Below are 26884 nucleotides of genomic sequence, written 5' to 3' on the forward strand. Positions count from 1 at the left end.
ATCCATACGCACTACTTGCTTGGCGCCGGCGCGCGCGGACTCGATGCATCCGCCGCGACAGTCCCGTCCTCCCGCGGCATCCACCGCCCCAGGCGCTCGTCGCTCCTGCGCAGGGCTTCCAGATCGATGCGTCCGTCCACCAACGCCCTTTTGGCGCAAGCCAACACACGATGGATTTGCGTGCCGTCATAAGCCACCAGCAGGATGTCGGCACCGCCGCTGAGGGACTCGACCACGGCCTCGCAGAGGTTCCGGCCGTAGATCGCGCCCATCACGAGATCGTCGGTGATGATGATGCCCTGGTAGTTCCAGCGCCCGCGGATCAGGCCGTCGAGCACGGCCTTCGAATGCGACGCCGGGCGCTCGCGATCGATCGCATCGACCACCACGTGCCCCACCATCATCGCTGCATCCGACTTGTCGAGCACACCGCGGAACGCCAGCCAATCCGACTGTTCCAGAATTTCCGCTGAGGTATCGAGCTCGGCAGAGAAATGATGCGTGTCGGCCGCAACGCGCCCGAGACCGGGGAAGTGCTTGACGGCGGCACGGACGCCGCTCGCTTCGAGTCCGCGGACATAACCGAGCGCAATGTCCGCCACGACGGCCGGATCGCTGGAGATCGCCCGGCGATTGATCAACGTATGGAAATCAAACCTGTTGTGTGTCCAGCGCGGGCGGAGATCGACGACCGGCGCCAAGTTGAGGGTGATGCCGGCGGCTGCCAAGGACCGACCCTGGCTCTTCCCCATCTCGAACGCCTCTTGCATGCGCCGCGCTGACGGCAGATCGGCCAGCGTCGCAAGGCCGGGCATGTTCGGCACGGCCGGCGACAAATGCGCAACCGAGCCCCCCTCCTGGTCGGCCGAGACCAGCAAGGGCGGCAGGCCGGCGCTGATCCGCTCGGCCTGTAGCCGCGCAATGTCGGCCTGCAGCTGGGCCGCCGTTCGCCCTCGCACATTGTGGTGGGTCACATAGACGCCGACGATCAAACCCTGCCGCGCGAGCGCAGCAGCGTCCTCCAACGACGTATAGCCGACCATGAAGTGCCGCCCGAGCAATTGCGCGACGTCGGGAGCCGTTCGGAACGTTTCATACTTCCGCCAGGCGAACATGAACTGCGTCGACGTCAGCGCGATCAGCGGGATGCACCAGGCGAGGACAAGCATCTTCCCGGGGAGACCGTGCCGCCATCGCCCGCCGAGCAGGAGCAGAAGCGGAGCGGCCAGAGCGATGATCAACAAGGCGGCGTGACCACCCCCGCGCAGGCGAACGAGATACGGCTCGTTGCTGTTGACCGTGATGACGATGAAGAGCAGAGCAAGAATCCAGAGGACGACCGTCCTGATACGCCCGAGCATGTGTGCAGCCGATGAGTCCGGAGGAAACAACGGCCTCTGCGTAACAATGCCGATCCGCCTGCGCCAGCGGCGGGCTCGCGCCTGCACGAATTCTGCAAACAAATCCTGAAATGCTGCAGGGCTGGTGGGCAGCGGCTGCACGTGGCCGCGCCATGGTGGTCATCGGCCGGCACGTGCCGGCCGCTTCGCTGCCACAAGGGACCACCGCATGACTGCCTCCGCCGAGCTGACGGCCGCTCCAGCCGCATCTGATTCCAGATGGTTTAAATTCGCGATCGCTGTCGGCCTCGTCGGACTGGCCGACGCGTTGCTCTACAACGGCCGCCCCATCGGTCTGGCCTTGCCGCTGTTCCTCGGCGTCCTCGCCGCGACGAGCATCTTCGTCAATGTCGTCATGACGTCGCGCGCCCGGCTGATCGGAGCTGGCGTCCTTGTCGTCGCAGGCCTCGCGCCTGTCATCGAGGATCTCAGCCTGCTGTCGTTTGCCGTCATGCTTGTGATGATCCTTTCGGCCGTTGCGTTCGCAACCGACTCATATGCGCGCGGATTTTGGCTGCCGCTGAGCGCGGCTCGGCAGTTGCTCCTGTTTGGACCATTCCGGCTCGTCCCGGACATGATCATGATACTGCGCGAGCACTCGCTGACGCGCGCACTGCTGATATGGGGCCTCCCGCTAACATTCGGCGCCGTGTTTGCGGCGTTGTTCGCCGCAGCGAACCCGGTCATCGCGCAGTGGCTCGCGATCCTCAGCGCCGATGACTCGGCATCGGAGCTGACAATGATGCGCGCGATCTTCTGGCTCTTGGCGCTGACCATGATATGGCCCTTCGTTCACCTGCGCTGGCGCCAGCGCATCGAGCCTCCGCAACCGGCGGTCGAACCCTCGCCCGGTCAGCCGCTATCCCTGCTCGCGATCGTGCTCGGACCTGCGACCGTGATCCGATCGTTGGTGCTGTTCAACTTGCTGTTTGCGCTTCAGACCGTGCTCGACGGCGCGTATTTGTGGGGACATGCGGCGCTTCCGGGCGGCGTGACGTACGCGACCTATGCGCACCGGGGAGCCTACCTCCTGATCGTCACAGCCCTGCTCGCTGCCGCTTTCGTCATCGTTGCAAGTCGCAGCGAAAACATCGAAAGCGGATCGCCGCTCGTCCGCCCGCTGATCTATCTTTGGCTGGCGCAGAACGTGATGCTGGTCCTCTCCTCGATCCAGCGGCTGCACATGTATGTGGAGACCTATGCTCTGACTTACTGGCGGGTCGCGGCTCTGGTCTGGATGGTCCTTGTTGCCATCGGGCTCGTGCTCATCGTGTTCAGGATCGTGCTCGCCAAGCCGGTGTCATGGCTGATCCGCATGAACCTGCTGATGCTGTCGGTGACACTTTACGCTTGTACGTTCGTCAATCTCGACGCCGCGATTGCCGACTACAACGTCGCCCATAGCCGCGAGGCAGGCCGGAGCGGACCGTCGATCGACAGCGATTACCTGGTCTGGCTTGGGCCACAGGCGCTGCCGGCGCTCGATCGGGCAATGCGGTTGATCCCCACGGATCGGCGGCTGGGGAGCAGCCGTGACCTTCTCCTGCGACAACAGGACATTCAGATGGAAGCCTGGCGCTCATGGAGCTTTCGTGGCTGGCGCTTGCAGCGCTATCTCGATACACATCCTCTGTCGTCGAACCCCAGCTGATGTCTCGCCGCGGAGCCCAAATCGTGTCCCCCCGAATCCTCATTGTCGACGACGACCCGCATATCCGGGAGGTGGTGCGCGTCGCCTTGAGCAAGGCCGGCATGGCCGTGACGGAGGCCGCCGACGGACGGGCCGCGTTGGCCAGGTTCGCCGACGATCGGCCAGACCTGATCGTGCTGGACGTCGGCATGCCCGAGTTCGATGGGCTCGAAGTCTGCCGGCGCATCCGCAGGACGTCGCAGGTGCCGATCCTGTTTTTGTCGGCGCGTGACGAGGAGATCGACCGCATCCTCGGTCTGGAGATCGGCGGTGACGACTACGTCACCAAGCCGTTCAGTCCCCGAGAGCTCGTTGCCCGCGTCAACGTCATTCTACGCCGTGTCGCAACGGGCCATCGCTCCGACGAGGCGGAGGAGCTGGTTCACGGCCGGCTTCGGCTCGATCCGCAGCAGCATCTGGCGCGGTTCGGCGACACGCCGCTCACGCTCACCGCGCTGGAGTTCAGCATCGTTCGCACGCTGCTGACGCGCCCCGCCGTCGTGTTCAGCCGCGAGCAGATCATGAGCGCCGCTTATCAGCTCAATATCCAGGTCTCCGACCGGACCATCGACAGCCACATCCGCAACATCCGCGCCAAGCTCGCGACGGCCGGCTGCGACGACGCGATCGAGACCGTGCATGGCGTCGGCTTCCGGCTGGGGCGCTGCGGCGCGCCATGATCGCACCCAAGCCGAAGAAGAAATGGCGGCCTTCGCTCGGACAGATCGTGTTCGGCGTGCTGGCGCTCGTCGCCACCCTGCCGCTGGTCGGGCTTTTCTTCTTCCGCATCTACGACAATCAGCTGATCCGCCAGACCCAGGCCGAGCTGATCGCGCAGAGCCGCGTGCTGGCCGCCGTCTATGCCGAGGAGGTCACCGCACGGCTCGCCGCCGGAATTCCGCTGGGAGCCGAGATCCCACCGGACGCCCGCCCGGACAGCTCCGACGAAGTGACGCCGATCCGTCCGCTGCTCGACCTGCTGGCCAATGATCTCTTCGTTCGCCGTCCCGACGCTCGCGATGCGGCCCAGCCCGCCGACCCTGCTTATGTCGCGATCGGCGCCCGGCTGACCCCGGTGATCCGCGAAACCCAAAAGGTGACGCTGGCCGGCTTCCGCGTGCTCGATCCGCAGGGCGTCGTGATCGCCGGACGCGACGAGATGGGTAAATCGCTGGCGCATATCGAGGAGGTCGCGGCCGCGTTGAAAGGAAAATACAGCGCCGCGCTGCGCATCCGCATTCCGGACAAGGCGCCACCGCCGATCTACTCGTTCAGCCGCGGCGTCGGCGTCCATGTGTTCTCCGCAATGCCGGTGATCGTCAACGACCACGTCGCCGGCGTGATCTATACGTCGCGGACGCCGCGCAACATCTTCGAGCACCTTTATGTCGAGCGCGGCAAGTTCATCGCGGCCGCATCCGCCATCATTCTCACGACGCTGCTGGTCGGCCTCATCGTGGCGCGCACGATCACCAGGCCGATGCGCGAGCTGGTCGACCGCGCCGGACAGATCGGCCGCAACGATCCCGCGGGCTTCCGGCCGCTCGCCCATTACGGCACGCGCGACTTTGCCGAACTGGCAGAGCACTTCTTCGCCATGGCCGAGCAGCTCGCGCAGCGCTCCAGCTATGTCAGGAACTTCTCCGCCCATCTGACCCATGAGCTGAAATCGCCGCTGACCTCGATCAAGGGCGCCGCGGAGCTGCTCATGGATTCTCTCCACGCCACGTCGGGGCAGTTGACGCGCGCCGAGCAGGAACGGTTTCTCGGAAACATTCTCGGCGACGCGGATCGTCTCGAGCGGATGGCGCAACGCCTGCGTGAGCTGGCGCGCGCCGAAGCCCTGCAGCAGAGCGAGACCAGCAGTCCGGCCGATGTGATCCCCGCGCTGCGCGAGCGATTTCCGGCGATCCAGATCGAGCTGCGCGGCGACCTGAACCACCGCGTCATTCTGTCCGGCGAGACGCTCCTGATCGTGCTCACGCATCTTGCCGACAACGCCATGCGCCACGGGGCGCGCACGATCTGGCTGGAGGCGGCCAACCGCAGCAATCAACTGGCCCTGAGCGTCAGCAATGACGGCCATCCGATCTCGCCGGAGAACCGCGCGCGGATCTTCGATGCCTTCTTCACCACGCGCCGCGACAGCGGCGGCACCGGGATGGGGCTTTCGATCGTGCGCGCCGTCATGACAAGCCATGGCGGAGCCATCGACCTCCTGCCCGATGCGCCGGAGGTCAGCTTCGAGCTGCGGCTGCCGGCCGCTGAACGCTGAACGCTGGATCAAATATACCTCAAATAGAATCTGGAGCGGCGAATTCAGCCAAAGTTGCAGATCGCGCGACGTCCGGCTGTGGATGCCGCGACATGCCGCCGCAAGGGCCTAGCCCAGGCCGCTGCCCCGGGCGCGGCGATCATCTGCTCCGCGACCCTGCCACCGTTAAAGCGCGCATTCCGGCGATCGTTCGTGTACAAGCAATCTTGTCCCGGCTGCCCCCGGTGTCGGCTGCGGCAGCCCGGACGTCCGGCGCGCAATCGGGAATGACTCGACGGCTCGATCCGCGTAAGCTTGACGCCCATTGCACCATCGGCCGGCTGTTGCCTCGGCCTTCGGGAGACCTTGATGAATTCCAGCCGTTTCGAGATCACGCGCCGCACCGCCCTTCTGACCTCGGCCGCGATCGCCGCCAATGTCGCCAATCCGCTGCGCGCTTTCGCGCAAGAGACGCCGCGCAAGGGCGGCGTGTTCAATGTGCATTACGGCGCCGAGCAGCGGCAGCTGAATCCGAGCCTGCAGGCCTCGACCGGCGTCTACATCATCGGCGGCAAGATCCAGGAGAACCTCGTCGACCTCGATGCCCAGGGACAGCCGGTCGGCGTACTCGCCGAGAGCTGGGAGGCGACGCCCGACGGCAAGACCGTCACCTTCAAGCTGCGCAAGGGGATCAGCTGGCACGACGGCAAGCCGTTCACGTCCGAAGACGTCGCCTTCACTGCCATGAACATGTGGAAGAAGATCCTGAACTATGGATCGACGCTGCAGCTGTTCCTCACGGCGGTCGATACGCCGGATCCGCAGACCGCGATCTTCCGCTACGAACGCCCGATGCCGCTCAACCTGCTGCTGCGTGCTTTGCCCGATCTCGGCTACGTCTCGGCCAAGCACATCTACGAGTCCGGGGACATCAGGCAGAATCCGGCCAATCTCGCACCGGTCGGCACCGGTCCCTTCAAGTTCGTCAAGTACGAGCGCGGGCAATACATCATCGCCGAGCGCAACGCCGACTACTGGCGTCCGAACGCGCCATATCTCGATCGCATCGTCTGGAAGGTGATCACCGACCGTGCGGCCGCGGCCGCCCAGATGGAGGCCGGTGAGCTGCACTACAGCCCGTTCTCCGGACTGACCATCTCCGACATGGCGCGTCTCGGCAAGGACAAGCGCTTCATCGTCTCGACCAAGGGCAATGAAGGCAACGCGCGCACCAATACGCTGGAATTCAACGTCCGCCGCAAGGAGCTGTCGGACGTGAAGGTCCGGCGCGCCATCGCGCATGCGATCAACGTGCCGTTCTTCATCGAGAATTTCCTCGGTGACTTCGCCAAGCTCGGCACCGGGCCGATCCCGTCGACGTCGACCGACTTCTATCCCGGCGCCAACACGCCGCAATATCCCTACGATAAGGCCAAGGCCGCCGCGCTGCTCGACGAGGCCGGCTACAAGCCGGGTGCCGGCGGCGCGCGCTTCTCGCTGAAGCTCCTGCCCGCGCCATGGGGCGAGGACATCTCGCTGTGGTCGACCTTCATCCAGCAGTCGCTCGGAGAGGTCGGCATTGCGGTCGAGATCGTGCGCAACGATGGCGGCGGCTTCCTGAAGCAGGTCTATGACGAGCACGCCTTCGATCTCGCCACCGGCTGGCACCAGTACCGCAACGATCCTGCGGTCTCGACGACCGTGTGGTACCGCTCCGGCCAGCCGAAGGGCGCGCCGTGGACCAACCAATGGGGCTGGGACGACGCCAAGATCGACAAGATCATCGATGATGCCGCGACCGAGGTCGATCCGGCCAAGCGCAAGGCGCTTTATGCCGACTTCGTCCGCGAGGCCAATACCGAGCTGCCGGTATGGATGCCGATCGAGCAGATCTTCGTCACCGTGATCACCGCGAAGGCGCGCAACCATTCCAACACGCCGCGCTGGGGATCGTCGAGCTGGCACGATCTCTGGCTGTCCGCCTGAGCCGAACGCCGTCAGGATGAGGCCATGCGCATCTTGAGCCTTGCGGGGCGGCGGCTCGCCGCCTCGATTCCTACCCTGTTCCTGATCCTGATCGGCGTGTTTCTGCTGCTGCAGCTCGCACCGGGCGATACTGTCGACGCGATGATGGCGCAGATGGGCGGCGGCGATGCGGCGACCGCGCGCGAACTGCGCCGCTTCTATGGGCTCGACCTTTCGGTCCCGATGCAGCTCGCCAACTATCTCTGGCGCCTGGTGCGGCTCGACCTTGGCTTCTCCGCGATCTACGGCAAGCCGGTCGCGACCGTCATCCTGGAGCGGCTGCCGCCGACCTTGCTGCTGATGACGTCGGCGCTGTCATTCGCGTTCTTCTTCGGCCTCGTCTTCGGCGTCATCGCCGCGCGCGGCGTCAACCGCTGGCCGGACACGCTGATCTCGACGGTCGGATTGATCTTCTACGCCACGCCGTCGTTCTGGTTCGGACTGATGGCGATCGTCGTCTTCTCGATCTATCTGCAATGGCTGCCGGCCGGCGGCTTCGAGGACGTCGGCACCGTCGGCCGCGGCGTGTGGCGCATGCTCGACATTGCGAGCCATCTGGTGCTGCCGTCGCTGACGCTGGGTTTGATCTTCCTTGCGATCTATCTGCGCATCATGCGCGCATCGATGCTCGAGGTCCTGAACCTCGACTTCGTCCGCACGGCGCGCGCCAAGGGCCTGGACGAGACCCGCATCATCACCCGCCACGTGCTGCGTAACGCGCTGCTGCCGATGGTGACGCTGATCGGCCTGCAGGCCGGCACCATGCTCGGCGGCTCCGTCGTGGTCGAGACCGTGTTTTCGCTGCCCGGGCTCGGGCGCCTCGCCTACGAGTCCGTGATCCAGCGCGACCTCAACACGCTGCTCGGCATCGTCTTCGTCTCGGCGCTTCTGGTGATCGCGGTCAATTTCGTCACGGACCTGCTCTACGCGCGGCTCGATCCGCGCATCGCGGCGGAGAGCTAGCATGGATGCGGTGAAGCGCTATTTCCGCAGCCCCGCCGCGGTGCTCGGCCTCGTGCTGCTGCTGATCGTCATCGGCATGGCGCTCAGCGCGGGCTATTTCTATCCGCGCGACCCGCTTGCGCTGGCCGGCCGTCCGCTGGTCTGGCCGTTCGCCAATCCGCGGTTCCTGCTCGGCACCGACAATTCGGGCCGCGACATTGCCGCCCAGATCTTTCACGGCGCCCGCATCTCGCTCCTGATCGGCGGCGTGGCCACGCTGATCGCGGTGACGATCGGCGTCTTGGTCGGGGCGCTCGCGGGCTATTACGGCGGCTGGATCGACAACATCCTGATGCGCATCACCGAGGCGTTTCAGACCTTGCCGAACTTCGTGCTGCTGCTGGTGCTGGTCGCCGTGTTCGGCTCGACCTTGACGACGGTGACGATCGCCGTCGGCATCGTGTCCTGGCCGGCGCCGGCGCGGCTGACGCGGGCGGAGTTCCTGTCGCTGCGCAGCCGCGAATTCGTCCAGGCCGGCCGCACGCTCGGCATGCGCGATGCGCAACTGATCCTGCGCGAGATCCTGCCCAATGCCTTGCCGCCCGTCATCGTCTATGCGGGTGTGGTGATGGCGGTCGCGATCCTGTTGGAAAGCGCGCTCGCCTTCCTGCGGCTGTCCGATGCCAACGTCGCCTCCTGGGGCAACCTGATCGGTCTCGGGCGCGACGTGCTGCGGGTCCAATGGTACGTCTCGGCCATTCCCGGCGTCGCCATCCTGGTCACCGTACTCGCGGTGTCGCTGGTCGGCCAGGGCCTCAACGATGCGCTGAACCCGCGGCTGAAGCAGCGATGAGTTCGCCCGATCCCATTCTCACCGTCGACCGTCTGAGCGTCCGCCTGCCCAAGGGCGCGGACCGCGTCCATGCGATCTCCGAGGTCTCGCTGTCGATTGCCGAAAACGAGATCGTCTGCATCGTCGGTGAATCCGGCTCCGGCAAGTCGATGATGGCGAACGCCATCATGCGGCTGCTGCCCGACGGCGTGACCACCGACGGCGGACGCCTGCTGTTCGCCGGCCGCGACCTGTGCACCGCCTCCGCCGCCGACATGCGCGGCATTCGCGGCGCCGAGATCGCAATGGTGTTCCAGGAGCCGATGACAGCGCTCAACCCGCTGCGGACGATCGGCGATCAGATCGGCGAGATGCTGGAGATCCACACCGGGCTGGCCAAGGCCGAGATCAGATCGCGCGTCGCATCGCTCCTGTCGGACGTCAACATTCCCGATCCGTCGCGCGCGGCCAAGGCCTATCCGCACGAGCTCTCCGGCGGCCAGCGCCAGCGCGCGATGATCGCCATGGCGCTCGCGCTCGATCCGAAGCTGTTGATCGCGGACGAGCCGACCACGGCGCTCGACGTGACCACGCAGGCGCAGATCCTCAAGCTGATCCGCGAGTTGCAGCAGCGGCGCGGGACTGCGGTGCTGTTCATCACTCACGATTTCGGTGTCGTGGCCGAGATGGCCGACCGCGTCGTTGTGATGCAGCACGGTGTCGTTGTCGAGCACGGCCCGGCACGCGACGTGCTGCGCAACCCGCAGCACCCGTATACGCGGCAACTGATCGCTGCTGTCCCTCCCGTCGCAGCGCCGCCTCCCCGGCAACTATCCGGCGAGACCATCCTCGCGCTGTCCGGCGTGACCAAGACCTACCGCACCGGGGGTTTCCTCGGTCGCGGCGAGCGCGTCACTCACGCCGTCAAGGATGTCTCGCTGACGCTGCCCAAGGGCGCGACGCTCGGCATCGTCGGCGAATCCGGCTCCGGCAAGTCGACGCTCGCCCGCTGCATCATCCGCCTGCTCGATCCCGATGCCGGATCGATCGTGCTCGAAGGCCAGGACTGGGCGCGTCTGTCGCGCAGCGAGATCCGCGGCCGTACCCAACAGATGCAGATGGTGTTCCAGGACCCGTTCGCCTCGCTCAATCCTCGCCGCAAGGCCGTCGAGCTCGTCGCGCAGGGGCCGATCGTCCACGGCACGCCGCGCGATCAGGCGCTCGCCGAGGCCCGTGAGCTGTTCGGCCTGGTGGGCCTCGATCCCGCCGCCGCCGAGCGCTTCCCGCACGAATTCTCCGGGGGTCAGCGCCAGCGCATTGGCCTTGCGCGCGCACTCGCGCTGAAACCTACGGTGCTGGTCGCGGACGAGCCGGTCTCGGCGCTCGACGTCTCCGTGCAGGCGCAGGTTCTACGCCTGCTCACCGACCTGCGCGCCCGGCTAGGCCTGTCCATCATCTTCATCACCCATGACCTGCGTGTGGCCGCGCAGATCTGCGATCTCGTCGCCGTGATGAAGGACGGCGCTGTCGTGGAGCACGGCGCGACGAGCGACGTGTTCGGCAGCCCCAGGCATTCCTACACGCAGGCCCTGCTCGCGGCCATTCCGGGCGGCGACTTCGCCCGGACCTCCATCGCTGAGGCCAAAGGCTGACGACTAGGCGATCTCGCGCGCATCGCGATAGCGATACAGCAGCAGCATCAGCGGCGCGAACGGCCGCAGCAGCGCGTGCGCGGGGATCGTGACCGGCTCGGTGAACGGCAGCGCCAGCTCGTCAGCCGGCACACCCTGCACGGCCTTCGCGAGTTCTGCGCCGAGCGGGATCGTCAGCGCGACCGCGCGCCCGTTGCATCCGGTCCAGCCATAGGCATCCGGACCGAGCCGATGAATGCGTGGCATGTAGTCCGTGGTCATGCCGACATAGCCGTTCCAGACATAGTCGAACTTGACGTCACCGATCTGCGGCCACAACCGCTGCAGGCGTTCGGAGACGCGCGCCTTCAGCCGCTCGGCCTTGTTGCCGGGACCGATCACGGCGCCGCCGGTCACCAGCCGGTTGCGCGCGTCATAGCGTGCGAAATACAGCTCGCCATGGGTGTCCGACATCGCCTGGCGCGACGGGATGATGGTCTTGCGCACATTGTCCGACAGCGGCTGCGTCGCCATCTGCCACGACAATACCGGCATCACCTCATGCGCGATGTCGGGGGCGAGCGCCTTGGAGAACTCGCCGCTATAGGCATTGCTCGCCAGCACCAACGCACGCGCCGACAGCTCCCCTCGTGCGGTGCGGACGACCCAGCGATCGCCACGCCTCGCGTAGTCGATCACCGGAGAGCGCGCATAGATCCGGCCGCCCAGAGCGAGCACGGTGCGCGCAAGCCCGCGCGCCAGCGCCAGCGGATTGATGTGCCCGCCGGTCTTGTTCCAGAAACCGCCGTGCCAGGCGTCGGAGCCGAGCATGTCGCGCGCCTGATCGCGCGACAACAGCTCGACCGGAGCGCCGAACTTCGACCACTGCCTGACCCGGCGCTCGGCGATCTTGATACGCCCGGGCGTATGGACCGGCTGCACCCAACCAGCCTGCTCGTGTTCGGCCTCGATGCTGTAGCGCCTCACGGTGTCGAACAGCGTTTGCGCACTGTCGCGCAGCATGGCGACGAAGCGCTCGCCGGCCGCGCCATGGCGGGCAACGAGATCCTCGGGATCGGGGCGCGACAGCGTCGGGATCACCTGACCGTTGTTGCGGCCCGAGGCGCCCCAGCCCGGCTCCATCGCCTCGACGATCGCCACATCGATCCCAGCCTCGCGCAAATTAAGCGCCGTCGACAGGCCCGTGAAGCCGCCCCCGATGATGACGACATCCGCCTGCCGGCTGCCCTGCAGCTCCGGCAACGCCGGTCCGGGTGGGGTCTGGGCCGCCCACAGGGACGGAGGCCATTGAACGTGATCGGTGGTCGTGCTCATCGCGGCAGCTCGTTTCTGCTGATCGATCGCCCTCACGGAGATCGATCTTGCCTTGCATCCCTCGCCCGGCCACGCCGGTTGCGGCGCATGGGTCGATTGGGCATAGTTCGGCCGCCAATATGCCAAGTTCGCTGCAAGGAGACAAACGCGTGGCCCTCAAGAATGTCATCGGTATCGATCACGCCGTGGTCGTGGTGAAGGAGCTCGACGCGGCCGCCGAGACCTGGAAGCGGCTCGGCTTCACGCTGTCGCCGCGCGGCACGCACAGCGCCAAGATGGGATCGGGCAATTACACCATCATGCTCGATCCGGACTACATCGAGCTGCTCGGCATTCTCGCCGAGACGGACCACAATGTCCCGACCCGCAACTTCCTCGCCCAGCGCGGCGAAGGCATCGAGCGCATCGCGTTCACGGCGATCGATTCCGCCGCAGGTGCCGAGGAGATTCGCGCGAAGGGATTCGAGCCGATCGGACCGATCGACTTCGAGCGCCCGGTACCGTTGCCGGACGGCACGCTGTCAGCGGCAAAATTCCGTGTGTTCCAATGGCCCGTCGTGGAGGCGCCCGGCGGATTGCGCATCTTTGCCTGCCAGCACAAGACGCGTGAGACGGTCTGGATCCCGGAACTGATGAGCCACGCCAACGCGGCAAAGCAATTGAAACAGGCGCTGATCGTCACGCCGGATACGGCCAAGGATGCGGCGCATCTGTCGCGCCTGATCGATCGCGAGGGACTTCGCGAAGCCGATGGCGCAGTGGCGGTCGCATCCGGCGGCGACCGCGCCGATTTCGTCTTCCTGACCCGGGATCAACTGGCCGCGCGCTATCCCGGCGTTTCACTTGCCGGTCTGCCAGAGCGCGGTGGCGCCGGCCTCGTGCTGGCCTCACATGATCTGGCCAAGACCGAAAAGGCTTTGGATAGAGCGGCTGTGCGCAGCGGATCGAGCCTCGTCGTGCCGCCGGCCTCGGCCACGGGCAACCTGCTCGCCTTCGTCGCCGGTTAGCCGGGAAGTTGTTGCGGCCGCGAGCTCCGCGGCCGCGGCGTTCTCATTCTGCCGGCTGGAACATCGCCGGACGACCGCGCTGGCTGTCGAGCCAGCCTGCGAGCCGATCCATCAAGCCGCCGCCGCTCGACTCCGACGGCTGGGCCGACGAGACGAACGGATCGCAATGGCACTTCGCGCCAGCCGAGCGCGCCATCTTCGCCACCGCTTCAGTCATCGCCGGCGCACCGCAGGTGTAGACCACGTCGTTCGGCGTAAGCTCGGGCATGTGCTCGGTCGGACGGCCGCTGCGAATCGCCGGCGAGACGTTCTGCGGCTCCGACACGATCGGGATGATCTTCACATTCGGGAAGCGCGCCAGGCGGCAAAGCGCCTGGTGCATGTAGAACGATTGCAGCGTCCGCGACACGACGATGAAGACGATCTCGCGCTTCGGATTTTCGGTGATCGCGGCGACCGCGATCGCCCACATCGGCGCAAAGCCCGTGCCGCTCGCGACCAGGATGATTCGGCCGCGATGCTTCTGCCGGAAGAAGGCGGTGCCGAGCGGCGCGGTCAGCTTGACACGGTGGCCGACCTGAATGTCCCGGCCGAGCGCCGACGACACCAGGCCGTCCTTGAGGATGCGGATGTGGAGATAGAGAAGATGGCTGTCGGGCGCGCCAACCATCGGATAGGTCGGGCTGTAGCAGCGCGTCGGAAAACCGCGATACTGCACCTTCGCATACTGGCCGGGGAAGAAGCGCAGCGGCTTCGGCATCTCGATCGTGACCCCGACCACGTCGGGCGCCAGACGAACGAGATCACCGACCTCGCAGTTCATCGTCACCGTCTCCGGCACCGGCTCGGTGATGATCTTCAGATCCGACACCACGCGCGCCTGGCAGGCATGTGCCATGTCGCCTTCCATGCCGCCGAACAGCTTGCCGTCGACAACCGTCACCTTGCAGGAGCCACAAATACCACTGCGGCAGTCATGGGGCAGATCCACGCCACTGTTGATGGCGCCGTCGAGCAGGATATCGCCCACATTCGCGTAGAACGTTTCCCTGTTGTACTGGATTTTGCAAATCTTACCCATCACTGCACCTCAAGTCGCATCGGCCGGATCTGCCTCGTATGTCGGATCTGGGTGTGGTCGAACGCCGCGACTCGCATGAAGACACCGTTCTTGATCGGTACGTCGTACTTGCTTTTCGTGTCCAATTTGCGGGCAATTTCGAGCGTCCAGTGGCCCGCCGCCCAACGCGCCGCACAGCGAATGTCGGCGCGGTCGCCGGTGAACTCGCCGCTGATCAAGACTCCGGGCACGACCGTGCCGATCGGCGTCTGCGCATCCGCCTCCGCGGAGTAGGGCACGGATTCCGCTTCCGTCATGAACCAGCGCGCCCCCTCGCTCTCGCCGATGTTCGGATCGAGATTGATCTCGCCCATCGCCGCCGTCATCGCAGCGACGTCCTTCGGCAGGCGCTTCGGTCTCACGCCCCGATTGCCCAGCCTGGCGGCCTCCCTGTCGATCACGAAGTTGTCCGTGTAGTTGGCAGTTCCCGGATCCGGCGCAAACCCTCCCTTGTAGGGCGTCAGTCCTTTCACCTGATCCGGCGTCGGTTCGGCAGGAGGCCCGAAATGATCGTCGTCCATCCAGCCCGTCGGACCGCCGCTCGTGGCCTTCCACAGCCATGCATCGGCGTAGAGATTCGGCGCCGGCGTGTAGTGAATGCCGCGGCCCGACAGCGTCGCCGGCTTGTCCGGCATCGGCTGCGAGCTCATGTGGAACGTACGGTCCGCCGCCAAGGTGATCGGCAGGGTGGTGAACAGCAGCGAGAACTTGTCCTCGTTGAAGTCGTTCTCATCGCCCTTGTCGAAGCCGTTCTGCAGCAGATGCCAGCCGTCAGCCTTCTTGATCAGCGGCAATTGCTTCAGCGAGCGCGTCGGATCCTCCCAGATGACGAGGAAGTACACCCACGTGCCGTCATGCGCCGCCTTGATCCACACCTTCGACTCGCCGGTGCCGTCGAAATTGTCGCCCTGGTTGGTCGTCACCATGTGCGGCTGGATGTTGCGCCAGACGCGATCGGACGAATCACCGTCGAGGGTCGGAGCATCTGACGTGGCAATCCGATACACCGTCACCGTATCCTCGGCGTAGTAGTCGGCCGCGAACATCGCGGAACCGATCACGATGGCTGCGGCCGTCGCGACCATGAACGGATTGGCCTGGAACGTCGGGTTGCGGCGACGGGAATTGCCCTTCGCGGGCGCCGGGGGACGCATGCGGCCTGCCGGCATGCGTGGCTCGGGACGTCCCCGCATCGGCTCCTCCATGCGCCGCGGCGCCGGCATCGGCTCACGCACCGCCTGACGTGCGGCGGCAGGCGCAGGCTTTTTGGGCGGGGCTTCGGCCTCCTCGAGCTTCTCGGACTGCTCGACGAGCATGGTGAGAAGTTCGACCGGATCGAGCTTCGGCGGCGGCGGCGGCAGGGGTGCGGGACGGAACACGCGATACAACTGCATCTTTCCACCGATGCTGAAATGAACCAGGACGTGGAGCACGACGAAGACAGGGATGACCCACGTGGCGTACCAATGGATCATCATCGTCGAGTAGCCGGAGGCAACGCCGAAGAACAGCAGGCCGCCCGTGATGATCAGCGTGCCCATCGCGATGAAGAGCACCCAATGCAGCATGACGCTGATCGAGCCGAGCCGCGCCGGTCGGCGGCCGAGCAGCCCCTTGAAGCGCATCTTGTCGATGGCGACGCGGCGGCCAAGCCCCGACTTTGCGATGTAGATCATGTAGGCGACCGCGACGCTCGCGAGCACGACGCCTGCGGGCATGTGCCATGTCCAGGTGCGATGCCGCGGCAGCATCCAATCGAGATTGTTGGCGATCCAAGCGTGGCCCGGCGCTTCCGTCGCCATGCGCAGCCCCGTGAGGAACGCGATGACGGTTGCGCCGACCAGCGTCCAATGGAGCAGGATCGTGCCGTAGTCGGTCTTTCGAATTTTCATGCGTGCGCCTCCCGCCTTGCGCACACGCAATCGGCGCGACGCACCGCTGAACCGGTGATCGACTCTTGTTTCAGCGGCCCGAGCCCGTTTCGGCTCGTCGAACACGCACCCCTGAACTGCGCCCCCCGCTCTGAATGCATTCCTGCATCACGCGCCCCGATGATGGTGATGTCGTCCAACAACTCTTCGTCCCCCGGATACTCTCAAGCGGCAACTTTTAGTCTGCCTTCGGCGTCGACCGCGCCGTCCTCCATTCCGATCGTTGCCACGCTACGATTGAACGCGACCCCTTGGATCACGCCTGCAATTGGTCAGTCGTTGCTGTCCGGGCCGGTGACGGGTTGCCCGGATCGCATGAAAACTGACCGCTCTTTCCTCCTCTGATTTGTTTCATCATCGCTGTCAGAGCGAGCACGCGGCACAGCGGCGAAGCGCCACTACCGCGAAACCACCGTGACGCTGTCGGCCACTCATTGTGCCCGCGTTGCGAGAGTGCGTGCGCAAAGCTGGGTGTCCATGTGTTGCCGCCGTCGCCATGGTCGCTCTCCGCACCGCCGTCGAATACCGCACGCTCGTGATGACAACGCCTGTGCGTTGCACCGCAGGAAGATTTATTCGCCTTCGTGGCGTCATTCGGCCCGGACCACGGCCAATGAGCGCAGAACCAAGGTGATAGGCGGACGAATGTGTGACGCGCGTTGTGCGCCAGAGCCCTCATCGCGCCGCAACCATCGAAGATCACAAATGGATTTCGAACTACGCCGACAGTGACGGCGTGTGCCGCATTTTCCAGCAACCAGTCTCGCGCTCTGCGGCCTCCCGGAGATTTTCTCCCGCAGCGTGTGACAGAAAGGGCCGCGTGTCTCATTGTTGCCGGAAAATCGTCGGCATCGACTGTCAAGAGCGCTGATTGAAGCACTAGCCCTTGGGAGACGCGCCTGGATGAGTCTGGCTCAAGACCGGCCCCGAAACAAAGCCGCGGCTGCCTTAACCGACCTTCTCTCGGGAAGCGACGATCCTGTCACGCGTGGATTGCGTCAAGCGGTCCGGCGCATGGCGGGGATCGGCGTATTCAGTGGCGTGATCAACATCCTGATGCTCTCGGGCTCGGTCTACATGATGCAGGTCAACGACCGCGTCGTTCCGAGCAAGAATCTGGCGACACTCATCGGCCTGTCGGTGATGATTCTCGCGGCCTACTTGATTCAGGGCTATTTCGACGCGCTACGCTCGCGAATGCTGTGCCGGGTCGCCACCGTTTTCGATGCCAGCTTGCAGGACGCGATCCATCACGCTTTGGCCACACTTCCGCTGCGCGGCACCAAGCCGATGCTGATGCAGCAGCCACTGCGCGATCTCGATCAGTTGCGCGCCTTCATGTCGAGCATGGGCCCGACCGCCTTTCTCGACATGCCCTGGATTCCGATCTTCCTGATCGGGATGTTCCTGTTCCATCCGCTGATCGGCATCACGGCCATCATCGGCACCGCGGCCATCATCTCGATGACGCTGATCACCGACCGCCTGTCGAAACAGGCGAGCAAATCTGCCAGTGACACCAGCGCGGCCCGCCAGGTGCTCGCGGATGCCACGCAGCGAAATGCGGAAGTGATTCGCGCGCTCGGCATGCTCGACCGCTTCTCGGCGCGCTGGAACGCGGTCAACGAGAAGTATCTGAAGGACAATATCCGCGCGAGCGACGTCTATTCCAACCTTGGCGCGGCGGCGAAAGTGCTGCGCTACATTCTGCAGTCCGGGATGCTGGGAATCGGCGCGGCGCTGGTCGTCTCCGAGCAAGCTTCGGGCGGCGTGATGATGGCCTCGTCGATCCTGATGGGGCGCGCGCTCGCCCCGATCGAGATCGCGCTGGGAAGCTGGAAGCAGTTGGTCGCCGCCCGCCAGGGCATTGCGCGTCTCCGCGATGTGTGCAGGGCGACCGCCAAGCCCGAAGCGCCTCCGGTCGCGCTGCCGCGTCCGTGCCGCGAGCTGTCGGTTCAGGAGCTCACGGTCGCGGCGCCCGGAACCGATCGTCCAATCGTTCACAACGTGTCGTTCTCGATCCAGGCCGGCACGGGTCTCGCGCTGCTCGGCGCCAGCGCATCCGGCAAGACCTCGCTTTCCAAGGCGTTGGTTGGCGTCTGGCCCGCCTTGAACGGCAGCGTCCGCCTCGATGGTGCTGCGCTCGACCAGTGGAGCAATGAGGAGCTCGGCCGCCATATCGGCTATCTGCCGCAGGACGTAGCGCTGTTCGACGGCAGCATCGCCGACAACATCTGCCGCTTCGACGAGAATGCGACCTCCGATGCGATCCTCAAAGCGGCGCAGATCGCCGGCGTCCACGACATCATCCTGCGCCTGCCCGACGGTTATTCGACGCGAATCGGTCAGGGCGGCACGTCGCTGTCGGCTGGCCAGCGCCAGCGCGTCGGACTTGCACGCGCGGTGTATGGCGATCCGTTCCTGATCGTGCTCGACGAGCCGAATGCGAACCTGGACACCGACGGCGAGAACGCGCTCAGCCGCGCCATCCAGATCATGCGGCAGCAGAACCAGAGCATCGTCATCGTCATCTCGCATCGGCCGAGCGCGCTGAACGCATTGAACATGGCGCTGGTGCTCTATGAGGGCAAGGCGATCGCCTTCGGGCCGTGCCAGGAGATCTTCGCCCGCGTCGCCGGCGCCAAGCCACCCGCTGGCCCAGCCGTGACGCATGCCGCGGCCGCTGCGCCCCGGGTCGCCGCTCCGGCAGCGGCCCCAAATCCGAACGCCAGAATGCTTCGTCGCGCCGCCCCAGCAGAAAGCGCTTGATCAATGAAACACATCAACGACTTCAGGCCCTTCGATGACGACGACTATGTGCGACCGAAGACCCGTGCTGTCGGTCCCCAGGGCGATGCGCTGATACTCGAGTTGCAGCGATTGCAGGGCGCCTTCGACGAGGGCTCGGACGAGGACCCGCGGGCACGTCGTGGCGGCCGCGACGGCGGCAAGAAGCGGCGGCGTCCACCGCCGGCGCAGACGCGCGTCAAGCCGCGCAAGAAGAAGGGCAGCACCATGGGCCGCGCGCTCTCGCTGTTCGGACTCGGCGGCCAGGCTCAGCGGGAGCGTCATCGCGAGGGCATCCGCGAGATGGACTGGCAGAGGCCCGCGCCGGCGCGCGGACGCGAGCCGGAGCTGACACCGCCACCGCGCCATGCGCCTGCGCACATGCCGAACAACAACAATATGCCTGTGCTCGACGTCCGAGAGGCACGTCGCGACGCCGGCTTCGGTGACGCGCCGCGACTGGGGCAGCAGAACCTCCCTGCCCGCCTTGGTCAGGCGCCGGCCGTGCCGCAGACCGGCGTGCGCCGCCTCGTTGGAACCGCCAGCACCGCGTTGACGACCGGCATGACGTTCATTGCGGCGCAGGGAACCGCGGCCGATCTCGACGATGATTCGGACGAGCAGCTCGTTCCGCGCGTCGGCCGGATGTTCGAAAACGAATTGCGTCTCGGCCTGCGCGTCCTGCTGGTCGCGGCCGTGTTCGGCGGCGGCTGGCTGACGCTGGTGCCGCTGGCCGGCGCAGTCGTCGTTCCCGGCAATCTCGTCGTGCAGTCCAACGTGAAGGCCATCCAGCATCCGACCGGCGGCATCATCGCCGAGATCAAGGTCGACAACGGCAAGCGCGTCGCCGCCGGCGACCTGCTCGTCCGGCTCGATGCGACGCAGAGCCAGGCGCAGCTGCAATCGATCACCAAGCAGCTCAACGAGCAGCGCGCCAAGATCGCGCGCCTGTCGGCTGAGCGCGATGGTCTGGAGCAGCCGGAATACCCGGCCACGCTGACCTCACATACCGACGATCCGAACATTCGCGCCGTCATCGCATCGGAAAACGCGCTGTTCAAGGCCCGCGCGGTCACGCGCAAGAGCCAGAAGGAGCTGCTGCAGGGACGCATCGTCCAGCTCAACAACGAGATCAGCGGCATGGAGGCGCAGCTCGATTCGAAGACCAAGCAGATCGACCTCATCAAGGGCGAGCTTGCCGGCGTGCAGGATCTCTACGACAAGCGCCTCGTCCCGCTGACCCGGCTCACAACGCTGCAGCGGGAAGCCGCGCGGATCGACGGCGAGCGCGGACAGCTGGTGTCGAGCGTCGCGGAAACGCGATCCAAGATCAGCGAGGCAGAGCTGCAGACGGTCAAGATCGATCAGGACTTCCGCAGCGAGGTCGTCAAGGACCTCAGCGAGTCGCAGGCCAAGGAAGGCGACCTGGTGGAAAAGGGCGTGGCCGCACGCGACCAGCTGGACCGCATCGAGATGCGCGCGCCGAATTCGGGCACCATCCACCAGCTCGCGGTTCACACCATCGGCGGCGTCATCAAGCCGGGCGAGACCATCATGGAGCTGGTGCCCGATTCGGACGAGCTGCAGGTCGAAGGGCACGTTCAGCCCAAGGACATCGATCACGTCCACACCGGACAGGACGCGATGGTGCACTTCAATGCCTTCAACTCGCACACGACGCCGAAGTTGAGCGGCCAGGTCTCGTTCGTCTCGCCGGATATTACCAACGACCAGCGCACGGGCTCCACCTTCTACACGGTCAGGATCACGCTGCCGGATGAGGAGCGGAAGCGGCTCGGCGACGTCAATCTGAAGCCGGGCATGCAGGCGGAGGTCTATGTCCAGACCGGCAGCCGGACGATGCTCAGCTACCTGATGAAGCCCGTTCTCGATCAGTGGCGCCGTGCCTTCGTGGAGTAACAAGATCTGACATGTCACGGGCTGCGTCCGCAAGGGACGCAGACCGGCTCGGCCGATCAGCATGACGATTGCAAATTTTCCCCGCGCCTCGGGCGCGACGATGGTGCCGCCAGTTGCGATCCCGCCAGCGGATGGCCGACAGATGGTCTCGGCCGGTACGGCGGAGCGGCTTGCGAAGCCGCGACTGCCGCCACCAGCGGCCGTTCCGACTCAGGAAGGCCCCCAGGGGCTTCGGTTCGATTTCAACGACGGTTGCCGGGTGATGCTGCCCGACACCGGACAGGCGTGGCGCGTCCGGCTGAGCGATCTCGAGACCGCGAATGTCCTGTTCGACATCGAGCTTCGCTCGGGGCACGTCAACAGCAACAAACGATATTTCGTGCCCTTCAGGCTCGAGGTCTGGTCCGCGCAGACTCTGTTGCTGCGCCACGACTACGACGCCAGCGGGCGCGACATCCTGATCCAGTTTCCGATCGGCACCATCGGCGACATCATCGGCTGGCTCGGCTACGCGATGAAGTTCAAGGAGATGCACAAGTGCCGACTGACCTGCGCGCTGGGCGAGCCGCTGATCGCGCTGTTCCAGGCCGCCTATCCCGACGTCGCCTTCGTCACACACGATCAGATTCAGGCTGAGCGCTATTACGCCACCTACTCCGTCGCCCTGTTCTTCGACGACGCCGCCCAGGTGTATCAGCCTTGCGACTTCCGGCAGGTCGGCCTGCATCGCACTGCAGCCCATATTCTCGGCGTCGATCCGGCGGAACGCCCGCCGCGCGTTGCGCTCGATGACAACAGCCGACCGATCGCGGAGCCGTATGTCTGCATCGCCGTGCAGGCCACGACCCAATGCAAGCATTGGAACAATCCTGAAGGCTGGCACAGCCTCGTGGACTTCCTCAAGGCCACCGGCTATCGCGTGATCTGCATCGATCAGAAAGCGGAGAGCAGCCGCGGCGATTTCCGCACCCGGATTCCCGCTGACGCCGAGGACCAGACCGGCGAACGACCGCTGCGGGAGCGCGCGCGCTGGCTGCGGCACGCCGACGTCTTCATCGGGCTGTCCTCGGGCCTGTCCTGGCTCGCCTGGGCCGTGGGCACGCCCGTGGTGCTGATCAGCGGCTTCACTGATCCGATCAACGAGTTTGCGACGCCTTACCGCGTTATCAATCGGCACGCCTGCAACAGCTGCTGGAATGATGCGCGTCACCGCTTCGACCACACCGACGCGCTGTGGTGTCCGCGTTGGAAGGACACGCCGCGGCAGTTCGAATGCACGCGCCTGATCAAGGCTAAGCAGGTCGAAGGCATGTTGCGCAGAGTGCCGGGCTTCGGGCAGGGATTGCTCCCCAAGCCGCCCGGGCCGCCGGCGGCGCAGCAGTTGACCCAGCCGACGAACGCTCCGCCGCTCGCCGCGGGTTTTCCGGGCGCAGCCGGCAAGGATCAGCCGATTGCACTCGCTGCCGTGCTGGCGCAGCCGCGCGGAGAGGTTCCGCATGGCGGCCTCGCTTCAGGCGTGACCGTGGCCGCCGGCATTTTGCTGGATCAGGCCGCCGCACAGATTTCAGAAGGCGACCGCAACGCAAGGGCCAGCGATCTCCCCGGTGCCCTGCAGAACTACAAGCAGAGCATCGATATCGTCCGGCGGCTGACGCAGGCCGATCCGGACAATGCCGGCTTCCAGCGCAACCTGTCCGTCGCCTTGAACCGGATCGGCGCCGTGCTGTTCGTTCAGCGCAATCTCCAGGGCGCACACGCGGCCTATTCCGCCAGCCTGGCTGTCATCGAGAAACTGACGGCTGCTCATCCCGCCCATCTCAGCTTCCGCCGCGATCTCGCCTGGTGCCACGCGCTGCTGGCCGACGTGCTCGGGGCCCAGGGCCGCCACGCCGAAGCCTTCGAGCAGCGTCGCAACAACGCAGCCGTCGTCACGCAGCTCGCCAACGCCGCACCCGACGATTCGCCGTTGCAGCAGGCGCTGGCAACGTCCTACCAAAATCTTGGCGACGCCTTCCTTCCTCTCGGCAATATCGATGGCGCCCTGACCGTCTACCGGATCAGCCTCGGCCTGACCAAGCGCGAGCTCGATGCGAACGGGCAGGATCCGGGCTGGAACGCGCTCTACACCAGCCTGCTCCAGAAGATCCGGGCTGCCCTGCTCGCGCAGCGCCAAGTCGCGCCATCGGCCTGAACGTGGCCTGCAGCTCGGCAAATCACCGCAGACAACTCAATCTGTCAGCACGATGACCGCTCTCCGGCGCACCAGCCGCGTTACGTGACTGATTGTCACTCGCAGATTCGTCCGCCGAGTCTTGACAAACTTTGCGAGCCATTCGCAATAGCGTCCGGTCATCGGCGAGATGCTGGCAGCATCTTGACGAGAAAATGTGCATCGACTCGGACGACCATTACCCGCATTCGTTGCTTGCCACTGAAAATCAATCACTTGGCGGGGCGTTCGGCAAATCGATCACAGCTCCGCGATGCCCGAACAACAACATATTTGCGGACTCCCCGACGCCTCTTTTGGCCCGATTGCTTCGACCATATAGCCGCGTGCGACAAAGTAGCGCGCGGCGAGGGACCGCGCGACACAGCGGCGCACGGACGCAAGGCGCATCTCGCGCGCGGCGTGTCCTGCGGCAGGGCCGATGCAGTTCCGCATCGACTGGCCAGTGTCGGTACGAGGCCCTGCCGGGCGTCGGATGAACTTGGGGAGAGATGATCCATGGCGAATAACACCTTCAACCCGACGGCTCTGGCCAACGGAACGTCGAACCTGCTGGTGCGTGCGTCCGCGCTCAATCTGTCGACGGACCTTGTCCAGGCCGGCGTCGTGTTCAACGACGCGGTCCGCGCCTCGCTCGGCCTGTTCTCGCAGGCAGGCAGCGGCAACTCGAATCCATTCCTCGGCAGCTACACCACCGATCTGCACGCCGTGCAGAACGATATCGCTGCCATGCTCGCCAATCCCGGCCAGGTGACGCTGGGTGGCCAGACGTTCACGCTGAACGCCACCGACACCGCCGTCCTCACCAACGTGCAGGCGCAGATCTCGACCCTGATCACCGCCGCGGGCCAGACCACCAACGCGGCGACCATGGCAGCGGCTGACCAGACGCTGCATGCCGTCCAGCAGGAGATCCTGCAGGAGATCAACGGCGATGCGCATCTGTCGGGCGCGCTCAACAAGGTCAACTTCCTCGCCAACACCGGCGGCCAGGACGTTGCCTTCCAGAATACGCCGGCCGGCGCCGATGACGCCGCGACGCTGGCGGCGGCAACCGCGGGTAACACGCTGAAGGACGTCGGTCTCGTCTTCAACAAGGTGGTCGATCTCGCCTCCGGCGGCATCCACACCGGCAATCTCCAGGAGGTCACGACCGACCTGACTGCGATCTCGCAGGGCCTGACCAACATCCTCAACAACAAGACCCAGCTCGCGCAGATCGAGGCCGGCGAAACGGCCAACGCCGCTGCGCTGACCACGATCCATCTGCAGACGGTGCTCGGACAGATCAACCTCGAGCTCAATCAGTACGCCAAGGCGGAGACCACCGGCAATCAGGCAGCGTTGCGCGGCACGGCGGACAACCTGCTCGACAGCATCGACATCATCCAGGGCGACGCCAACCTCAACACGGCAGCCGGCGGCAATGGCATGCCTGGCCATGCGGGCGGCTTTGCGGAAGATCCGGGCGGATTGACCGGCACCGTCACCAAGTTCCAGGACAATCAGGCGCAGACCAACTTCTGGGCCGCGTTCCTGGCCGAAGCCAACACCATCAACGCGACCTTGCAGAAGATCGCCACCGGCGGCGCGCAAGCTAGTGCGGCCCTGGTCACGCAGATCCAGAACTACCAGGCCTTCGGCGCCAATTTCGACGCCGCGCAGGGCAACGTCTTCCGCGGCCGTTTCGACAACGAACTCTTGAGCGGCACGCTCGAGGCGGACTCGGCGGCGGCGGTGAAGGGCCTCCAGGGCATTCTCAACGGTGATACGGGTGCCGCGCTCGCGGCCGACAAGGCGATGCTCGCAGCGGCCGGCCAGGGTTTTGCGGCCGACGCCATGGACGTGTCCGGCAACAACATCGCGATCGGCGGCGCGACCTATGTCGGCACGGCGACCACGGTGTCGGGCGCCACCTCCGTGCACGGCCTCGCCCAAGGCACCATTCCGGTGACAGCGACGCCGAACATCGCCAATGGCACCGGCGGGACGACTTCGTCCACCACCACGCCGGCGCCGGTTGCCGTCAATTTCAACCCGACGGCGCTCGCCAACGGCACGTCGAACCTGCTGACCCGCGCCACCGCGATCCAGCACTCGACCGACCTGGTGCAGGCCGGCGTCGTCTTCAACGACGCGGTTCGCGCCTCGCTCGGCCTGTTCAGCCTCGCCAACAGCGGCAACTCGCCGACCTTCCTCTCCAGCTACCAGGCCGACATTACGGCGGTGCAGACCGATATCGCGGCGATGCTGGCCAACCCGGGTCAGGTCACGCTCGGCGGCAAGACCTTCACCTTGAACGCCACCGACACGGCGGTGCTGACCAATGTCGAAGGGCAGCTCGGTACGCTGCTGCAGGCCGCGGGACAGTTCGCCAACGCCAGCACGGCGGCCACGGCGAGCCAGACCATCCACGCGCTGCAGCAGGAGATCCTCGGCGAGATCCACAACGACGCGCATCTCGCCAACGCGCTGAACAACGTCCCCTTCCTCGCCAACACCGGCGGGCAGGACGTTGCGTTCCAGACGTCGCCCGCGGGCGCGGACGATCCTGCGAGCCTCGCTGCGGCCACCGCGGGCAACAGCCTGAAGGACGTCGGTCTCGTCTTCAACAAGGCTGTCGAGGTCGCCTCGGGCGGCATCAACACCGGCAATCTCGCCGAGGTCACCGCGGACCTCACGGCCGTGTCACACGGTCTGACGGCCATCCTCAACAACAAGACCCAGCTCGCGCAGATCGAGGCTGGCGAGACGGCCAATGCCGCTGCGCTGACCACCATCCATCTGCAGACGGCGCTCGGCCAGATCAACCTGCAACTGAACAAGTATGATCAGGCCGCGACCACCGGCAACCAGGCTGCTCTGCGCGGCACGGCCGACAACCTGCTCGACATTATCGACATTGTTCAGGGTGACACCAACCTGAACATCGCGGCGGGCGGCAACGGCAATGCGGGTCACGCCGGCGGTTTCGCCGAGGATCCGGGCGGGCTCAAGGGGACGGTCACCAAGTTCCAGGACAACCAGGCGCAGACGAACTTCTGGGCGGCTTTCCTCGCCGAAGCCAACACCATCAACACGACGTTGCAGCACATCGCGACCGGTGGTGCCCAGGCGAGCGCTGCGCTGATCACGCAGATCCAGAACTACCAGCAGTTCGGCGCCAATTTCGACGCCGCACAGGGCGCCGTCTTCCAGGGCCGCTTTGACAACGAGCTGCTCAGCGGCACGCTCGAGGCCGATACGGCCGCCGCCGTGAAGGGCCTGCAGGGCATCCTGAACGGAGATACGGGTGCTGCACTCGCTGCCGACAAGGCGATGATCGCTGCCGCCGGCCAGGGTTTTGCGGCCGACGCAATGGACGTGTCGGGCAACAACATCCCGGTCAATGGCGGCACCTATGTCGGCACGGCCACGACGGTTTCGACGGCCACGTCGATCAAGGGCACCGCGCAGGGCACCATTCCCGTCACGGCGACGCCGAACATCGCCAACGGCACGGGCGGCACTGCGGCTGCCGGAACGTCGACCGCAGGCGGGGCCGGAGGCGCGAACGGCGGCAGCACGGGTGCGGGAGGGACATCGACCGGCGGCACGTCGAGCGGCACCGCCAACAACACGCATCACAGCCACCACCATCATCACGACCACAGCACGCACGGCACGCATGCGAGCCAGGCTGCTGCCGCTGCCGCCGCACCCGACATGTCGCAACATCACGCGCTGCATCACATGTGGGCCTGAGGTCCAGGCAGTCATTCTGCTCACGACAGTCACGTT

The 26884-nt window shown here is 65.6% G+C and carries 16 protein-coding genes; 12 read left to right on the forward strand and 4 right to left on the reverse strand.

Annotation, left to right across the window (positions count from 1 at the left end; all coding sequences use genetic code 11):
• Nucleotides 1-11 precede the first annotated feature (11 nt).
• Complete coding sequence (locus BRADO_RS18425) at nt 12-1361, reverse strand: glycoside hydrolase family 3 N-terminal domain-containing protein (protein ID WP_011926846.1); 1350 nt, start codon at nt 1359-1361, stop codon at nt 12-14.
• A 208-nt stretch (nt 1362-1569) separates the two neighbouring features.
• On the opposite strand from BRADO_RS18425, the gene BRADO_RS18430 reads away from it, so the two are divergent.
• From BRADO_RS18430 to BRADO_RS18460, 7 genes are all read left to right on the forward strand, one after another.
• Nucleotides 1570-3051, forward strand: coding sequence for a DUF4173 domain-containing protein (locus BRADO_RS18430; RefSeq protein WP_011926847.1), 1482 nt, complete (start codon nt 1570-1572; stop codon nt 3049-3051).
• A 23-nt stretch (nt 3052-3074) separates the two neighbouring features.
• A complete protein-coding gene (locus BRADO_RS18435) occupies nt 3075-3770 on the forward strand; it encodes a response regulator transcription factor (RefSeq protein ID WP_011926848.1) in 696 nt (231 codons plus the stop codon).
• The gene (locus BRADO_RS18440) at nt 3767-5365 is read left to right on the forward strand and encodes an ATP-binding protein (RefSeq protein WP_011926849.1); all 1599 of its coding nucleotides are present in this window, start codon (nt 3767-3769) and stop codon (nt 5363-5365) included. Before BRADO_RS18435 ends, BRADO_RS18440 begins: the two co-directional genes overlap by 4 nt.
• A 348-nt stretch (nt 5366-5713) precedes the next feature.
• The gene (locus tag BRADO_RS18445; protein ID WP_011926850.1) at nt 5714-7330 is read left to right on the forward strand and encodes an ABC transporter substrate-binding protein; all 1617 of its coding nucleotides are present in this window, start codon (nt 5714-5716) and stop codon (nt 7328-7330) included.
• Between the two features lie 24 nt (nt 7331-7354).
• Complete coding sequence (locus BRADO_RS18450; RefSeq protein WP_011926851.1) at nt 7355-8332, forward strand: ABC transporter permease; 978 nt, start codon at nt 7355-7357, stop codon at nt 8330-8332.
• 1 nt (nt 8333) lies between these two features.
• The gene (locus BRADO_RS18455) at nt 8334-9164 is read left to right on the forward strand and encodes an ABC transporter permease (RefSeq protein ID WP_011926852.1); all 831 of its coding nucleotides are present in this window, start codon (nt 8334-8336) and stop codon (nt 9162-9164) included.
• Nucleotides 9161-10795 (forward strand): ABC transporter ATP-binding protein, encoded by a 1635-nt coding sequence (locus tag BRADO_RS18460; RefSeq protein WP_011926853.1) that lies wholly within the window; start codon nt 9161-9163, stop codon nt 10793-10795. Before BRADO_RS18455 ends, BRADO_RS18460 begins: the two co-directional genes overlap by 4 nt.
• Nucleotides 10796-10798: 3 nt before the next feature.
• On the opposite strand, the gene BRADO_RS18465 is transcribed toward BRADO_RS18460, so the two are convergent.
• Nucleotides 10799-12109, reverse strand: a complete 1311-nt coding sequence (locus tag BRADO_RS18465; RefSeq protein WP_011926854.1) for an FAD-binding oxidoreductase — start codon at nt 12107-12109, stop codon at nt 10799-10801.
• A 149-nt stretch (nt 12110-12258) separates the two neighbouring features.
• On the opposite strand from BRADO_RS18465, the gene BRADO_RS18470 reads away from it, so the two are divergent.
• Nucleotides 12259-13116, forward strand: a complete 858-nt coding sequence (locus BRADO_RS18470) for a VOC family protein (RefSeq protein ID WP_011926855.1) — start codon at nt 12259-12261, stop codon at nt 13114-13116.
• Nucleotides 13117-13159: 43 nt separating this feature from the next.
• On the opposite strand, the gene BRADO_RS18475 is transcribed toward BRADO_RS18470, so the two are convergent.
• Both BRADO_RS18475 and BRADO_RS18480 read right to left on the reverse strand, forming a co-directional pair.
• A complete protein-coding gene (locus tag BRADO_RS18475; RefSeq protein ID WP_011926856.1) occupies nt 13160-14197 on the reverse strand; it encodes a 2Fe-2S iron-sulfur cluster-binding protein in 1038 nt (345 codons plus the stop codon).
• Nucleotides 14197-16128, reverse strand: coding sequence for an ethylbenzene dehydrogenase-related protein (locus tag BRADO_RS18480; RefSeq protein WP_041756696.1), 1932 nt, complete (start codon nt 16126-16128; stop codon nt 14197-14199). The genes BRADO_RS18475 and BRADO_RS18480 overlap by 1 nt, the downstream gene beginning before the upstream one ends.
• A 1053-nt stretch (nt 16129-17181) precedes the next feature.
• On the opposite strand from BRADO_RS18480, the gene BRADO_RS18485 reads away from it, so the two are divergent.
• The 4 genes from BRADO_RS18485 to BRADO_RS18500 all read left to right on the forward strand — a co-directional run bounded on the left by BRADO_RS18485 (nt 17182) and on the right by BRADO_RS18500 (nt 26848).
• Nucleotides 17182-18936 (forward strand): type I secretion system permease/ATPase, encoded by a 1755-nt coding sequence (locus BRADO_RS18485; RefSeq protein ID WP_011926858.1) that lies wholly within the window; start codon nt 17182-17184, stop codon nt 18934-18936.
• A 3-nt stretch (nt 18937-18939) separates the two neighbouring features.
• Nucleotides 18940-20874: an HlyD family type I secretion periplasmic adaptor subunit gene (locus tag BRADO_RS18490; RefSeq protein WP_011926859.1), complete on the forward strand. Its 1935-nt coding sequence runs from the start codon at nt 18940-18942 to the stop codon at nt 20872-20874.
• Between the two features lie 61 nt (nt 20875-20935).
• A complete protein-coding gene (locus BRADO_RS18495; protein WP_011926860.1) occupies nt 20936-23065 on the forward strand; it encodes an autotransporter strand-loop-strand O-heptosyltransferase in 2130 nt (709 codons plus the stop codon).
• A 537-nt stretch (nt 23066-23602) separates the two neighbouring features.
• Nucleotides 23603-26848 carry a hypothetical protein gene (locus BRADO_RS18500; RefSeq protein WP_011926861.1) on the forward strand — a complete coding sequence of 1082 codons (3246 nt, stop codon included), beginning with the start codon at nt 23603-23605 and terminating at the stop codon, nt 26846-26848.
• Nucleotides 26849-26884: the final 36 nt, after the last annotated feature.

Origin of the sequence: Bradyrhizobium sp. ORS 278 (assembly GCF_000026145.1) — a bacterium.
Lineage (GTDB): Bacteria > Pseudomonadota > Alphaproteobacteria > Rhizobiales > Xanthobacteraceae > Bradyrhizobium.